Annotated in this window: 11 protein-coding genes; 5 read left to right on the top strand and 6 right to left on the bottom strand. The window is 31.0% G+C overall.

The window, feature by feature from the left end; all coding sequences use genetic code 11:
- Positions 1-40: 40 nt before the first annotated feature.
- From NAB20_RS03005 to NAB20_RS02980, 6 genes are all read right to left on the bottom strand, one after another.
- Complete coding sequence (locus NAB20_RS03005; RefSeq protein WP_164849094.1) at positions 41-1,663, bottom strand: discoidin domain-containing protein; 1,623 nt, start codon at positions 1,661-1,663, stop codon at positions 41-43.
- Positions 1,664-1,847: 184 nt separating this feature from the next.
- Positions 1,848-2,969, bottom strand: a complete 1,122-nt coding sequence (locus NAB20_RS03000) for a type II secretion system F family protein (protein WP_375605476.1) — start codon at positions 2,967-2,969, stop codon at positions 1,848-1,850.
- Complete coding sequence (locus NAB20_RS02995; RefSeq protein ID WP_375605475.1) at positions 2,959-3,456, bottom strand: type II secretion system protein J; 498 nt, start codon at positions 3,454-3,456, stop codon at positions 2,959-2,961. Before NAB20_RS02995 ends, NAB20_RS03000 begins: the two co-directional genes overlap by 11 nt.
- On the bottom strand, positions 3,443-3,784 hold the full coding sequence (locus NAB20_RS02990) for a hypothetical protein (protein WP_105196261.1): 342 nt from the start codon (positions 3,782-3,784) through the stop codon (positions 3,443-3,445). The genes NAB20_RS02995 and NAB20_RS02990 overlap by 14 nt, the downstream gene beginning before the upstream one ends.
- Positions 3,759-4,973 carry a hypothetical protein gene (locus NAB20_RS02985; protein ID WP_375605474.1) on the bottom strand — a complete coding sequence of 405 codons (1,215 nt, stop codon included), beginning with the start codon at positions 4,971-4,973 and terminating at the stop codon, positions 3,759-3,761. Before NAB20_RS02985 ends, NAB20_RS02990 begins: the two co-directional genes overlap by 26 nt.
- On the bottom strand, positions 4,954-5,613 hold the full coding sequence (locus NAB20_RS02980) for a toxin-antitoxin system YwqK family antitoxin (protein ID WP_105196263.1): 660 nt from the start codon (positions 5,611-5,613) through the stop codon (positions 4,954-4,956). The genes NAB20_RS02985 and NAB20_RS02980 overlap by 20 nt, the downstream gene beginning before the upstream one ends.
- A gap of 140 nt (positions 5,614-5,753) precedes the next feature.
- Between NAB20_RS02980 and NAB20_RS02975 the strand changes: the two genes are divergently transcribed.
- From NAB20_RS02975 to NAB20_RS02955, 5 genes are read left to right on the top strand one after another with little or no spacing between them, the layout of a single operon-like run.
- Positions 5,754-6,260, top strand: a complete 507-nt coding sequence (locus NAB20_RS02975) for an OmpH family outer membrane protein (RefSeq protein WP_105196264.1) — start codon at positions 5,754-5,756, stop codon at positions 6,258-6,260.
- Positions 6,247-6,846, top strand: coding sequence for a hypothetical protein (locus NAB20_RS02970; RefSeq protein WP_375605473.1), 600 nt, complete (start codon positions 6,247-6,249; stop codon positions 6,844-6,846). Before NAB20_RS02975 ends, NAB20_RS02970 begins: the two co-directional genes overlap by 14 nt.
- Positions 6,843-12,218: a hypothetical protein gene (locus tag NAB20_RS02965; RefSeq protein WP_375605472.1), complete on the top strand. Its 5,376-nt coding sequence runs from the start codon at positions 6,843-6,845 to the stop codon at positions 12,216-12,218. The genes NAB20_RS02970 and NAB20_RS02965 overlap by 4 nt, the downstream gene beginning before the upstream one ends.
- 15 nt (positions 12,219-12,233) lie before the next feature.
- Entirely contained in the window at positions 12,234-15,317 is a 3,084-nt protein-coding gene (locus NAB20_RS02960; protein ID WP_375605471.1) for a hypothetical protein, read from the top strand.
- A complete protein-coding gene (locus tag NAB20_RS02955) occupies positions 15,314-16,030 on the top strand; it encodes a hypothetical protein (protein WP_235877290.1) in 717 nt (238 codons plus the stop codon). The genes NAB20_RS02960 and NAB20_RS02955 overlap by 4 nt, the downstream gene beginning before the upstream one ends.
- The last annotated feature ends 2 nt before the right edge of the window (positions 16,031-16,032 follow it).

Raw genomic sequence — 16,032 nt, 5'->3', positions numbered from 1 at the left:
TTTCCGAGCATTGGAATTTTATAAAAAAGATATATTTTGATTATTCAACAACTAATTTAGTTTTTTCATCATTGATCATTAGTATATAAATCCCTTTTTCAAGAAAATCTGTATTAATATTAGCAGAAATTTGATTAAAAATTTCATTGAATAATTGTTTACCATTCAAATCAAAAAGTCTTATAATGTTGCTTGTAGAATTATCAAAAACAATATTTAAAATCTCTCCTTTCTTTATCGGGTTTTTAAAATATTTTTTATCTGAAATAGTGTTTTTAATACTCATTCGTGAAGATACATTAGCTAAGGAACCTTTAGCAATAAATTCAGAAATATGCACTCCTTGATTTACTGAATTATAAGTCATATCTACTTTTAAATATCGAGCCAAAACAGGAGTGCTAAAAGTGAAATTATTACCTGCTTGTGTAGCATCAGATGTATCAGACTTAGATGCAATTTGAGTCCAAGTTACCCCATCAACAGAGCTTGAAATCGTATATTTATAATATCTTGTATCTTTAAAATAATTGACAACAGTAATATCATCAACATTGTAATTGGTACCCAAGTCTACCTTCCACCATTGTGGATAAGCAGTGTTACCCCAATATGTATTTAAATTGCCATCATTAGCTTTAGGTCCATCGGTGCTTGATATATCTGAACCACTAACAGTTGTAGGTTTATTTAAAGCAATATTCGTATTTACTATAAATGGATTTCCTCCTAAATCTGAATTTAAATTAACTAATTGATCATGAGTATCTTTAACAGTCCTAATACTTTCTGTTAAAAACCATCTTTCATAATGTGAGTCAAAGTGACGTGAAGCTCTATATCCTTTGGTTCCAATCCCCGAAATCATAGCACCAAAAGTAGATATCTTTTTTATAACATCTGCATTAGATAAATTGGGTATATCCAAATTTGATAATTGATAATCTATATGTTGATTAGACGTAAAATCTGTCATGCCATCCATAGCTTCCAATGCTAATACAGAAGTAATATAATGATCTGCATGATCACCAGGATTAATTGCCATATCTACATCAGTTGAATAAACATTGGATGTACTGCCCTTTTCAGTATTAAAAATTGCTTTGATTGTTGCTTTTAATTCAGCCCATGTATATGTTGAAGTTCCAGTTACATTCGTAATACTTTTTATTTTACCTTTTTTCAAACCTTCAATTGACTGATTATCATTTGCTGGATAACCTCCCATGTCTAAACTACAACATTGACCATTTGGTAGATCAAGAAAGTACATAGTTATATTATTTCCATAAGTCCATTTTCTAACTTTTTTTCCAGCCATTAAAACTTCAGTAGTACTTTCCTTAAAAGGTAATGGTGTATTGTAATTAGTATAACAATATTCCAAGGCTTTTTTGTAACCATAATCTCGTGCTTGATAGAAAGGAGTAGTTATACCAGAACCTACATCTGGAGTATAAACCCCGTCATGAGCACCTTGATCTGAAGCACTAGTAACGATAGCAACTGTTTTTATACCAGAACTAACTTTGTTAAAAAGAGGAACGCCACAAAAATATACTGCATCATCCTGATGAGCGTGGACAAAAAAAGCGGTCTCTTGAGCATTTGTTGTTAAACTTAGTAAGAGAGCATAAAATAATGTGTAAATTTTTTTCATAAGCATTTTTTTTTGCGAATCTAATCACAATGTGCTTTTGAAAAATTACTCTAAAAGTTCAAAAAATTATTCTAAAAGTATAATTTTTTATGTAGTTGATGTTGTATACAAATCACCTCATGATAACGTGAGTATATTTTATAAATTACAATTTTGTGTAAATCTATCTCAGGACAAGACAGTATTAATTTTTGATAATCTTACTCAAGTCAAACATAGGCGCATACATAGACACCATAATAACCCCTACAATTACGCCTATAATAATAATGAGTAATGGCTCGAGTACCACACCTATCATTTTTGTTTGATGGTTGACTTCCTCGTTGTATTGCTCGGTAAGTTTTTCAAACATACTGTCCAACTGATTGATTTGTTCTGAAACTTCAATCATTGAAATCATTTTTGTTTCAAAAACGGTATGTTTACGCAAACTCTCGCTCAGTGAAGCTCCTTTAGTAATGTCTTTTTTTATGGTTTCAATGGAACTTTCAATGGGATAAAAGCTTATCATTTTTGAGGTAAGTGATAAAGCATTGATTAATGTAGTGCGCGAAGTGATTAGCAAACTCATGGCTTGGCAAAAACGAGACAGGTATATTTTCTGAATCAGTTTTCCAAAATAAGGTAAGCGCAAGAGTAAGGCACTGATAAAAGCACGATAACTAGCTTTGTTTTTTAAACTATAATGTAACAGCGTTACGGCAATGGTTACAAAGAAAAGGCTTCCAAATATCGTACCCGAATGATTCGATAAACTGATAATGAGTTGAGTACTTTGGGGTAATTCATTTCCGAATTGTTTAAAAACCGAACTAAACATAGGAACTACTTTATTCAACATAAAATACAGTACCAAAAAAGTAACTACTAACACAATGACAGGATAGGTTAATACCGAAACAATTTGTCGTTTCATCTGAATTTTTCGGTTGAAGTATTTTTGAAGTTCCAATAAAATTTCTTCCAACTTACGTGTTTCTTCGCCTATTTGAATACTATAATATTCGTATGGTGAAAACTGATTGGTTTCTTTTATAGATTCATAAATGGTTCGTCCTTGACTCACTTTTGCTTTTACCGAAACGATAATTTCCTTTTCGGTTTTGTGTGTCGATTGTTGACTCAGGATCTCTAAAGCTTTTTTGAAATCAACGCCCGATTTTAACAAAAGACCTAATTCTCTATAAAAATTTTCTTTTTGTTTGTCAGAGAATTTTTTACCCAACGAAAAAGAAAAGGTATCCGAAGATTTTTCCGAAGTAGTAGAAGTATTATTTTTATAGGTGTTTAAATCAAAACTCATCTTTATATTTTTTTTGTATCAAGTCCTGAGCAAAAATAGGTTTGTAAAAATTCAAATCCATTAGTAGGCTGTCCGAACTTATTTTCATTTTTATTTTTTGAAAATGCAATTTCCCTGAACGATTATGCAACGAATCTATTTGAAAATGCTTTACAGCTATATCAAAAGTATCTACAAAAGTTTCGTTACGCCTTATTATATAGTGTTCTTCCCAATAATATCGCACAATCGAACCCGTATAGTTAGAAAAATGAAGTTGATTTTCTAAAAATTCCATTTTATCACTGTCAAAAATATCTTTATGTAGGCTATACGTAAGTCGGTTTACATCATGGGTAGCTTGATTTTGCTTTTTGTAATCCAACATACGTTCCGTAATCATTGAAAAAATAACAAAAGTGAGTCCCATAATTATAGCTGCGATAGCCATAGAAACAATAGCTTCCAATAGCGAAAAAGCTTTTAAGTAAGGGTTACTCTTCTTCATTGATAAGGTAAAATTGCTTTTCAAAAATCTGATTCGTGCTATCTTTATAAGTAACTTTCCATTGTTTTACTTGTCCCGTTGCCATTTCTTCTTCAATATCTATTTCTTCCGCTTGCGTATGCAATGAGTCGCTATTGACCTGTGCTAGATAAAAAAGTTCGTTGACTTTGTGTTGGGTATTGTAAAATTTTGGCGATGCTTTTGGACTTAAAACAACTGAAAAAACAACCATCGCAATATAAAGGCAGATGGAAATAATACATAAGGCCACCACCGATTCTAAAATAGAATTGGCTCTTAGCTTACTTAAGTTTTTTAATGATACCATAACGTGCTTTGGGGTCGTCAAATAACGGAAAATCCATAAAATAACTTGGCTTTTTACTAACATCAATGGTTACATTGTGTAAGATGTTTTCATGAACTGAGGAATTGGTTTTTCGAAAAACTTTATTGGTAAAAACCGAACCATATACTGTGCCTTGCAAATCGAGTTTACCCGTGCAATAAATACTACCCACTACCAGACACTTTTCCTCAATACGTAAACTATTTTTAGCTAAATTTTCAAAACTAGAACCAAATAAAACCACAGTGCCTAGTATTTTGGTCTCCTTGTGGATTTTGATTTCGGTTTCCTCTTGTGCATCACTTTTTAGAATCACCGCAGAAGGATAGGTTAAAGTCACCTTAGGGGCAATGTCAATTTTTTGGGTGGCTATAAACTGAGCATTCCCTTTAAAACCTTCTTCAATTGAAATTTTAGGAGCAACAACCATTACATCTTCCAAAATAGCATTTTTAGCTATCCGAATAGAATCACTATTACGTAATATAAAATTACCTTTTATAACAACATTACGAACTTGACTTGCTATTTGAATTTCTTGAGTTGGTTTAGTAAATGAATTAAAAAACAGCGAATCTTTAACCTTTTCTGCATTATTTATATTCCCTTTATTAACCGGCATACCTTCTAAAATCCGGTCAAATTTAGGATTAATTTCAGGTAATTGAAGCTTTGAAATTTCTTTCTTTCCTGTGTGCGCGAATGTATTTACTTCATTAGTAAGATATGTTGGTGAAACATATTGAGACGGGAAATAAGTAGTTCCGTTGATTTTCACCATACCCTGATAGCCAATATTCTGGGTGAAATTGGCAATATAAAGTGCTGTTTCCAAGTGATTATAGCCCCCCACTAAATGTGTAGCGGTGATGGTGTCATTTTTAAAAACCGATTGTGTTGTAACCAGATGCAACAATCCGTACGGCTTAACCTCATAGGTATTAAAAAAAGGATTTTCCTCGTCAAGAGGTATATCCATAGGCTTTAAATTATTGCCCAATGCAAAATTTAAAGTAGATTGATTTTGAATATACAATTCCTCTTCCAGATTATAATGCAGATTTAACAAACTGTATAAATTGAAGAAATACAGTAAAGCACCACAAATTATGGAAACCAACAAACAGATGTAAATAGCGTAAAGTAGACTATGTGCCTTGAGCATCATGAGTTTTGTTTTTCTTGCTAAATAAGCGTTTGAAAAAACTAGGTTTAGTCGTATCAGAAGATTTTTCTATTGTTTTTGTTTTTCTTTTACTTTCTTTGCTTTCTGTTTTTTGTGGTATTTCTTTTTTAATTTTAGGTGTAACAATTTCTCCTTTTTTATAAACTAAAGTATCTTTTCGTTCATAATTAATCCAAGTTTTCGACTTTAAATTATTTTTATAAAAACCGCTTTCAATCATCTTACCCTCTGAGTCAAATGAAAGCCATACTCCATGTTTTACACCAGAAGCCCAATGTTGTATACTGGAAATTTTACCATTTGGATGCCAAAATTTCCATTCTTTTATTCTTAATCCTTTTCTAAAAGTACCTTGTTCAGCTAATTGATTACTATGGTAAAACTTAGAAAATTTACCATCCAATAATTCTCCTGCCGATCCATATTGCGCATGATGTATCATACCTCCTTTAAACCAAAAATATTCTTTTTTTATGTCTGGTTTTTTCTTTTTGTTTGTAGTAAAGAATTCATAGCGAAAATCTTTATCTGAAATTCTCTTTATAAGAAAAGAATCTTGAAAGGAGCATAATAGGAGAAAAGTAAAAAATAAGAAAGTGGATTTTAAAGTACTTGTTTTCAAAGTTTGGATTCATTAATTAAAAATGTGCAAGTTAAACCAATTTTTCTTTAAATAAATTTTTGTACATAAAAATATAAAAATAGGGATTTAGACTTTTTTTAAGCCTTTAAAAATCGTACTTTTGGGAAAATTTTAAGAAAATGCGTTTTAGTTGGGAAAAATGCAATAACAAAATACTACCTCTTGGGTTAATTCTTTTCATATTCATTGTATTGTTATTGATTGTTTTTCAGGTGTTCAAATCACCTGATGTAGTATGTGTAGATAATGCTAAACTTTTCGAAGGGTTTAATATGACCAAAGAAATGAAGAAAGCAGGAGAGCATGAATTTAGAACTCAAAAAGCGGTTCTAGATTCTTTATATGCTAAAATTAATACACCTGGAAACGAAAACAATCAAAATTTAAACAAGGAGTTCATATTAAAACGTAACGAATTTGAGCAAGCTAGTCAAGCATTTGTGATGCAAGAGTCCGCTAAAATTTGGAAAAGACTACAAGAATACGTTCAAGAATATGCTGTTCAAAAAAATTACCAAATAGTGATAGGTTCTACAGAGCAGCAACAAATTATTTATGCTAATTCCAAGGCAGATATTACACTTGATTTAATCCAATTTTCAAATCAAAAATATGAAGGAAATTAAGTCGGTTCTACTTTATTTAGTAGTTGCCTTATTATCTTTAATTTCTTGTAAAAAAGGATCCAAAGATGATTCCGATATACGTTATCAACTCTTTGAATTAGAAGGGCGTGGATGGAAATCCCGTATGCGTACTCAAAAAGTAGGAGCCATAGGTTTTACAGCAACTGAAGTTCCTATACAATACTATTTATTAAAAAACGAAGGAAATCAAGATCTGTTTGCTATCGACTCTATTTATAGAATGAATAAGACAGAGAGAGTCATAGAATTTATTTTCCAAGAAGAAGAAGAAAAAGAGTTACTGGATCCTTCCTTTACAGGTATTAGTTATGAAGACGGCTTAAAATACCTAGCTTTCGGAATTGATCAAGATTTTTGTGTAGTTACCTCTACAAAAGATACAATTCCTTGTGCAGGAGTTAATTACGAAAGAACCTATAAAATAGCACCTTACCAAAAAATACTTTTGTATTTCTCGGGAATACAACCTAATGAACAGGTTCAATTAATATACAAAGATAAATTATTCAAAAAAGGGACTTTAAAATTTAAATTTAACAGTGCCGACACTTCAATAAAACTATGAGAAAAATTAGAGAAAGTCATTTTTCAAAGATTGTTGCGTATTATTTATTAGTCAATCTTATAGTGGAACTAATAGCTCCAACAGCTGCTTATGCTTTAACTTCTGGCCCAAAGCAGCCTGAATTTACTTCATTTACTCCAATTGCTACTTCGGATATGGTAGATTTATCAAGTGGAGATTTTAACTACAATATACCAATTATGGATGTAGGGGGCTACCCAATTAACCTGGCCTATAATTCAGGGGTTACTATGGATCAAGAAGCTTCATGGGTTGGATTAGGTTGGAATTTAAATGTCGGACAAATTGAAAGGCAAGTACGCGGTTTACCAGACGATTTCAATGGCGATTTGATGAATTATCAGAACGATATGCGTGAAAATAAAACCATTGGAGCAAATTTCAATGTAAGTCCTGCATTGTTGGGTAACAACTTCCCATTTAGTATGGGATTAGGAGTTGATTATAACAATTATGTAGGGTTAAGCTTTAAACCTTCAATTGGTATGAGTTTTAAAATGGGAATGGATTCTAGTGTAGGCTTTACATTGTCGGGTTCTACTGAAGGCGGAGCAAATTTAGGATTAGACGCAAAATACAAGTCTAGAAATGAAAAAACTACTGCCAATATTTCTGCAAATTTGAGTAGTAGACAAGGATTACAAAATATAAGTGCTTCTTGTTTTAATAGCGACATGATGCTAAAGGGAGGAGGTAACTTTGCTGTGTTTGCAAGAAACACTTTAAATAGGAATGGTTATGGAACGGCAAGCCTATCATTAAACAACACTCATAATTACACACCAACAAAACGTGTATCTTATATAAACAACAACAAAACCTACAATGCAACTATCGGAGGAGAAGTTATTGGAATTGAAGGTGAATTAAGAATTTCTGGGTATGGTTCTTTTCAGAATATTCACGAAAAAGATAAAACTGTTTCAGGATTTGGGTATGACAATACGCACCTTAAAGGGAATCGAGAAGGTGTTTTGGACTTTAACAGAGAAAATGAAACAACCATAAACAAAAATTCTACTGTTTTACCGTTAACCAATTATACCTATGACACTTTTTCTATTCAAGGTCAAGGTATATCAGGTATGTTTAGGCCCCATCATACCCAAGTAGGATACTTATTTAATGATGTTACTATTGACCAATCTAGTAGCCAATCTTTTGGAATTGAAATTGGATCAGGGCAAACGGTTCATATAGGTGTAGATTTTCAAAATTCACCTACAGAAAGTGTAACTGGACCTTGGTATACGCATAATCATGCTCTTGGTAGATTTACTGAATATGGAAAAATGGGTCTACTACAAAATGTATCCTATAGAATGGTGGGTGAACTTGGAGTGGATACTGATAAAAATTATATAAATGGATTTGAAGGATCTAGCCCTATGAAATTAGGTATTTCTGGAGAATGGGGAAATAGAAAACTAGAATCAAGATACGATGTGAAAAAACTGGATTATTACAAATACAGTACAAGTGTTAACAACAATCCTATCTCAAGAGCAAAAAGAGAATTAAAAAATCAAGTTGTACAAAAAATACAAAACAACAAGGCTGACGGCAAGTTTATTTTTAAGAATAACGCTCCAGGTCATCATACAGCAGGTATAAAAATTATCAAAACGGATGGATCTAGCTACATTTATGGAAAAGCAGCTTATAATAATACTAAAATTGAAGCTAGTTTTGATGTTTCGGGTCTAAATGGAAATGTAGTAGATAGCGATAAAGAATTAGTTACTTATACTGATTCTAGAAACTCTGGAAATAGCGATAGTGATCATTTTTACAACAAAACCACCACTCCTAAATACGCTCATTCTTACCTAATAACTAGTGTTTTATCTCCAGATTATCAGGATATTGATAATAATGGGCCATCTGATATGGATTTAGGTAATTACACTAAATTTGAATATAGCGTACCAAAAACATATAATTGGAGGGTTCCAACTCAAATTAAGACAGCCTCTTATTCTGCTGGAGTTAAATCTAATCCTAATGACCAAAAAGGGCATTATTTATATGGAAGTAAAGAACTAGTATACTTAAACAAAATTGTAACCAAAACTCATATTGCAGTATTTGAGTTAAAGGACAGAAAAGACGCTTTAGGAGTAACTGGAGAAGATGGTGGGGCAGATACTAGTCAAAGAATGAAATATATATCAAAAATCATGTTATATGCCAAGGAAGATTATTTAAAAAATGGTTCAAATGCACTTCCTATCAAAACGGCACATTTTGAATATGATTACTCTTTATGCCCTAATGTACCTAGTAACAGTGGAGAAGATGAAATTATAAATACCATTAACATAAATAAAGCAAAAGGAAAATTAACCTTAAAAAAAATCTATTTTACTTATAGAAATTCTTTAATGGGTAAATATACTCCTTATGCTTTTGAGTATGCCAACAATCAAGCTTATAACATGAAATCATTTGATGTATGGAATAACTTTAAAGATAAAAGTGTAAACCCTAGTGGTATAAGTAATACGGAATATCCTTATGTATTTCAAGATAAAGCAACGGCAGACAAAAACACTAGCACTTGGGTGTTAAAAAGAATAAAATTACCTTCTGGAGGTGAGATTAATATCGAAACAGAAAGTGATGATTACAAATATGTGCAAAATAAAAAAGCCATGCAGATGTTTCAAATATCTGGAGTAGGCTACACTAATTCACCAACTGAGGATCAAATTTTATATGATATGCTTGGTAAAGGACATATTAAATATATCTATGTTAAAATACCAAATGCCAATTTAAGTGCAGTTGAATTTAGAAAAAAATATCTTTCGGAAAATCTGTCTGAGCCTATTTTCTTTAATGCTCATGTTGATTTAGTGAATGGAGATTATGAACCTATAAAAGGCTATTTCTTAATTAATACTGACAAACTAAATGAAATGACAGTTAATAGTAATGGAATAGTAGCTATACCTTTGAGGTCTGTTAAGAGAGATGGGGGAATTGCAGGGTCTAGTCATGTAAATCCAATATCCAAAACCGCATGGGGATTCGGTAGACAAAATATCAACCGTAGAATGTATCAAATGGAGGGTGATGCTACAACTAAATCTTTTATTGCTGCTTGTAAAGAATTAGTGAACAGTATTGCAATGATGGCTGAAATAATCTCAGGCCCTAACGGTATGCTTGAAATGAAAGGAAGAGCAAACAAAATAGACACTTCTAAATCTTGGGTTCGTTTAGAGAATCCATCAGGAGTTAAGTTTGGTGGGGGGTTAAGAGTTAAAAGTATCCAATTAAGTGATAATTGGGACGTGATGAATAGCGAAATAGATAATCCTATTTATAAAGAAATGTATGGACAGAATTATTCATATAGTCTGAATGATGGAACATCATCTAGTGGGGTTGCAACTTTTGAACCCAATGGATCACAAGAAAATCCATTTAAAAAACCATTTTATAGTTATGAAGATCAAAGTTATGCCGATAGGATTTCGCAACCTGCTGAGAATAATTATGTAGAACTGCCATTTGGTGAATCCTTTTTCCCGTCTCCTAAGGTAACCTATTCTCGTGTTACTGTCGCTAACTTAGCTAAACAAGATTCATCAGTTCCGAATAAAGTAGTCAAAAAGCATGCAACAGGACAAGTAGTATCATGTTTTTATACAAGTCTTGATTTTCCTACAAAAACAGACTTCACAAACATCGATCCTTGGGTAGATACCACTGAAGACAGTCTACTTTCAGCTTTTTTGCCAAAAATATATTCATATAATAGTTTGACATTTTCACAAGGATTTTCTGTTGAAACCAATGATATGGATGGTAAACCTAAATCTACATCAGTATACGCAGAAGGAGTTACAAATGACCAAAATTTTATAAGTAAAGAAGAGTATATTTACAGCCTTGATAGTAACTATGGATTAAACAACGATGTTACAACAATTGATGAAAATGGTAATGTTTCAACAAACACCATAGGAGTAACCAGAGATTTGGTTAATGATTTCAATGAAAGTCAATCAATTACCAAAACTTTTGGAACACATGTAAACTTGGCTATATTTATTATAGGTATTTTCCCTATTACAATTTCAATGCCTATTCCTAATATGCAATATCAGAAGAATAGAATGCGTACAGCTACTACCACAAAAGTTACACACAGAATGGGACTTTTGTCTGAAAAAATCGTATACGATAACAATTCAAAGGTATCTACTAAAAACTTGGCATGGGATGCAAAAACTGGAGAAGTCCTTTTAACACAAACTTCAAATGAATTTGAAGACAACTATTATAGTTTTAACTATCCAGCATATTGGTATTATGCTAGTATGGGGTTAGCATCGGAAAATATTGATTTTGAATGTAGTTTAACAAAATCTCCTTCAAGTAATAAATTTGCAATTTTAAATCCTGGTCAACAAGAAATTACGCAAATATTCAAAGTAGGAGACGAATTGCAATTGAATGACTTTACTAAATATTGGGTGATAAAAGTCGCTTCAGATGGTATACAACTTATGGACAAGGATGGAAATGATCTAGATCCTAAAATCACAGGTAATTTTAATGTAAGGATTGTAAATTCGGGTAATAAAAATTTACAGAGTTCAAATATGGCAACTGTGACCGCAATGATAAATCCGTTAGATAAATTAATAGGTGGTAAAATAATCAATCCATTTTCATATTTACCAACGGATACTAACAAACCTAAAGTAATCAATGCCAGCGCTATAGAATACTCTGATGATTGGAAGTCACAATGTGAAAATAATTTGCCTAATGAATTTGGGTTATTAAACGGTCAAGGTAAACCCGTAAATCCATATTTATATAATATTAAAGGACAATGGAAACCAATAAGATCATACGCATATCTTTCAAGCAGAATTAACCAAGAAGAAAGTAATCGCAGAAATAAAGGACACTTTAAAGATTACAATGCTTTTTATAAGATTGACAATGTTACAGGTAAATGGTTAATGGATAAGCAAAATTGGACATTTGCAAGTGCCATAACTAAATATAATCCTTATGGTGTTGAAGTTGAAAACAAAGATGCACTAAATCGTTATTCTGCTGCTCAATATGGTTATCATTATAAATTGCCTGTTGCAGTAGGTTCAAATACAAAATATCAAGAAATTGGTGCGGATAATTTTGAAGATTACTACGATGATCTAAATCCAACTATTTATAGACCGCATTTTAATTTTTCTCAAGGTTTAATTAATAATACCATTTTTGTAACTGATAAAAAATCACATAGTGGTGTAAAAAGTTTAGTCGTTAAGCCTGGAAATAGAGCAACGTATAAAAGAAAAATAGAACCTTGTAAGAATAACTAGTTTTAAGAAATTATAATGAAAAATATATTTATATATCTATTTGCTCTTATTAGTTTTAGTACTATTGCTCAGCAAATGCAGGTAAGTATTGATGATGCTTCAACTCCAAAGCCAAGTGGTAAAACATTTTTAATTAATATTGAATATGTAAATGCAAATACATCTTGTAACGAAAAGAAAATTGAGTTAAACCTAGGACAACTAGAATTCTTGCCTAACGCAACGGTGATTGGAAATGCTAAAGCCGTACTTTCTACGGTTAATAGTGATAATATACTGACATTAACTAATATTCCTTTTCAAATAGGTTCGCATTTTAGCTTTAAAATTGGAGTAAGATTTAGAGAAGGTGTAACTTGTAATGGTTCAAAATCAGTAATACAAGGTAAATTTTTTGATTGTGATAAGCTTTCTGTTACTTCTAATCCAATTGAAATAATAGCTTCTTCAAGTTACAGGTCTAAACTGACTTTAAATCAAGTTACTTCTTATGATAAGAAGTCTAGTCAGAATGGTTATGGAAATGATGCATTCTGTTTAGGTAAAATAGTCCGCTATTCAGTACAACACACAAATTTCGACAATTTAAATCTTGATGGAGCAGATTTTAACTCACCTCTTATTTGTCTTGATTTACCTAAATGTGCTATAATACGAGGAGTATATGATCGTAATAGTTATCATAAAATCAATGGTGGTTTTAAAGAAACTATTAATGGCGACATTAAAACAATATCTTGGATAGGAAAAGATATTCCATTTAGATCAGTATATACTATGGCTATTAATGATTCTTATGATATTGAAGTTGAATATCCGTGTGCGAATATTGAGTGTATTGGTAAATCTCAACTTTCTACTTATGCAATAGGTAAAGATTGCAATGATCAAAGCATAGAGACCCTTCGATCTTCAATTTATACAAATATAATTCCTAAATGTGATGATTCTTGTAATCCAGTAAATAGCAATAATGATGTTCATTTTATTTATAATTTGTCATGTCCTAATTCATACAATTATACTACAAGTAACGTCAGTATTCGGTTTAATACTTCTTCAGATCCAAATATTTCGAATACTATTTCTACTGAACAACCCACAAGACTTTATAAGATTACCCTTCCAGACGGAATAAAACTTTTTTACGTAGGGTTTAATGGAGGAAGAGATTACTGTAGAGATAAAATTCAACAATACTATTTAGATCGAAATAATATTCCTACTAATGAAAAGAATGCTAAGTATATAGTTATTAAAATAGCGTGCCTTGATTTTTCTAAAGAAGTATCCGTTGGGATATTTTTTAATTATACTGATCCTTCTGTAATCACAAGTAATGATAAATTTACTTTTGGTGTTACATCCTCAATTAATGAACAGATCACTATTCCGTATAAAGAGCTTATAGCAAGTATAAATAATTGTAAACCCAATATTAGAATTTCTAATAATTTAAAAAAAATTACTAAAGGGGAAGCGAGTTCCTATCAGACAAAATCAATAGGTGTTTCTAATGATGTATTTATTTATAGAATGGAAGTTTGTAATACAGGAGAAAAAGATCAATTAAATACTTTTTTGAGAGATCAATTAGATCCAAGATTAATTTATTTAGGAGGATTAAAAATAGCTTATACTTCTAATTCAAAATTAACAAATATACCTTTAGTTTATAGGAATAGTTTTACTTTTCCTGGTACAAAAAATACTATTAAAATTACTACTCCATCAATAAATGATTCTAATGGAGGAGGTAAATTAACTTTTGAAAATTTTGATTTGCCATCCGAGTTATATATGTTTTTAATTATTGAATTTAAAGTTAAAGTTAAACCAGGGACTTACGCAGATCCTAAAAATGGAATAGAAAATGAAATAATAACGAATAGCATGTCGAGTAATAAAACATTAATTGATTTGATACCCATTACTGAATATAAAACTCAGTTTTTAGTTTGGTGTGAGGACAATCAAGAGTGGTATGACGATTATGTAATGATTCGAAGAAATGAGAATACTAAATTAAAATTAAGAGTAATCAATACAGGTACGAAAGATATTAAATTACAAAATATTCTTAATTTAAGACCATTGGCTAATGATACTTTTGAAAGTAATACAGATCCTAGAAATACAAATGTGCCTTTTGAATTAAAATATGATTGTTTAAAAAACCCTACTGTTTATTTAGATGGAAATCAGCTAAACAATACACAAGTTCAAGTAGATTTTGCCTCAAATGGTGTAGATATGAATAGGCAAAGTTTAGTATGTAGTTATTCACAAAATGGTTCTATACCTAATTTTTCGAATAGTTGTAACCCAGATAGTTCAAATTGGATGAAGGTCGATTTTAAACAGGGCTTGCTACTTAAACCTGGTCAAACTATTGAAGTTGTTTATAATGCTAAAGCAACTGGAAATGAACTTGGAACAATAAGAAATAGTTTCGCTACTTTGGCTTTTGACACTAACGATAATTGTTTGCTGTCGCCAATTCAAAAAATGGATATTGAAAAGACAGAAGAAGGTTGTAAAATGACTCCTCCTAAACCTTGTAACGAATGTAGTTCTTTTGAATTAATTAAAGATAAAAAGTATTTAGTTTCAGGTTGGGTACGTGAGGAAAGTGAAAAGGAACCCTCAAAACAGTATTTAAATTTTAAAAAATCATATATAAGTATAGCTTTTACAGATAAATATGAAGAATCTTTTCAAGATCCCATTAAGTTCCTTCCATCAGGTGAAATTATTGATGGCTGGCAGAGAATAATAGGAGAATTTACTGTTCCTCAAGAAAGTGCTGAGTTTTATTTAGAATTAGTTAATGACTCTAATGCATCAACAAATCAAGATGGGACACTTTCATACTTTGATGACATTCGTATCATTCCTAGCGAAGGTAATATGAAAAGTTTTGTATATGATCAGAAAACCCAACGCCTTATGGCTGAGTTAGATGAAAATAATTATTCTACTTTTTACGAATACGATCTAGAAGGAGGTTTAATCCGAATTAAAAAAGAAACCGAAAAAGGAGTCTTTACGATACAAGAAACAAGAAAAGGGTCAACAATTAGTAAAGAAACAAAATGATGAATAAGTTATATTTATTAGTTTTTGTCGGTATATTTTTTTCGTCCATTGCTGGGTTTGCACAGGATTTTACAAACGCAAAAGAGTTGTTAGAAGAGGTTTCTAAAAATTATAACAAAAAAGCAAGTCTATCATTGTTTACAAATGTTACAATGTTTAAAAATTATAATGATAAGAAACCCAAAGAGGTATACGAAGGTGTAATTGTAAAAACGCCAAATGGTATTTATTTTAAAGTAAAAGGAATGGAGCTTTTAAGTTTCAATGATTGTTCTTTAAAAATAAGTAATGAAGAAAAAATGGCGCTGTATTCTGAAGGCAAAATGGAATCAGATATGTTGCCCACTGATGTAAGTTTAAAAGTCTTTCTTAAAGATTTTAAATGTAACTTAAAGACAACACCTACCCAGTATATTTGTGAATTTTCACCAAAAAATATTACACAGATTATGTTGAGTAAAGTAATTTTTTACATTAATAAATCGGATTTATTAATTACAAAACAAATCACTTATTTAACACAAACCATTGACGAATCTGATAGGAAAAAGCCAATTAAAGTAGTCCCTAGAATTGAGACAACTTATAAAAAACGTGTTTCAAATAATGCGGTTGATCAAAACTTAACTAACAAAAAGAATTATATTATCAAAAATGGCAACAATGTCATTTTATCAAAAAAATATTCAAACTTTCAACTTATTAAATCATAATT

The organism is Flavobacterium davisii (genome assembly GCF_042182265.1).
Lineage (GTDB): Bacteria > Bacteroidota > Bacteroidia > Flavobacteriales > Flavobacteriaceae > Flavobacterium > Flavobacterium davisii.
This window is presented reverse-complemented; position numbering and strand designations above follow the sequence as displayed.

What these genes read in the sequence shown, in the direction of transcription:
- NAB20_RS02955 (WP_235877290.1), top strand. Translation starts at nt 15,314, where the DNA reads ATGATGAATAAGTTATATTTATTAGTTTTTGTCGGTATATTTTTTTCG.
- NAB20_RS02960 (WP_375605471.1), top strand. Translation starts at nt 12,234, where the DNA reads ATGAAAAATATATTTATATATCTATTTGCTCTTATTAGTTTTAGTACT.
- NAB20_RS02970 (WP_375605473.1), top strand. Translation starts at nt 6,247, where the DNA reads ATGAAGGAAATTAAGTCGGTTCTACTTTATTTAGTAGTTGCCTTATTA.
- NAB20_RS02990 (WP_105196261.1), bottom strand. Translation starts at nt 3,784, where the DNA reads ATGGTATCATTAAAAAACTTAAGTAAGCTAAGAGCCAATTCTATTTTA.
- NAB20_RS02985 (WP_375605474.1), bottom strand. Translation starts at nt 4,973, where the DNA reads ATGATGCTCAAGGCACATAGTCTACTTTACGCTATTTACATCTGTTTG.
- NAB20_RS02995 (WP_375605475.1), bottom strand. Translation starts at nt 3,456, where the DNA reads ATGAAGAAGAGTAACCCTTACTTAAAAGCTTTTTCGCTATTGGAAGCT.
- NAB20_RS02965 (WP_375605472.1), top strand. Translation starts at nt 6,843, where the DNA reads ATGAGAAAAATTAGAGAAAGTCATTTTTCAAAGATTGTTGCGTATTAT.
- NAB20_RS03000 (WP_375605476.1), bottom strand. Translation starts at nt 2,969, where the DNA reads ATGAGTTTTGATTTAAACACCTATAAAAATAATACTTCTACTACTTCG.
- NAB20_RS02975 (WP_105196264.1), top strand. Translation starts at nt 5,754, where the DNA reads ATGCGTTTTAGTTGGGAAAAATGCAATAACAAAATACTACCTCTTGGG.
- NAB20_RS03005 (WP_164849094.1), bottom strand. Translation starts at nt 1,663, where the DNA reads ATGAAAAAAATTTACACATTATTTTATGCTCTCTTACTAAGTTTAACA.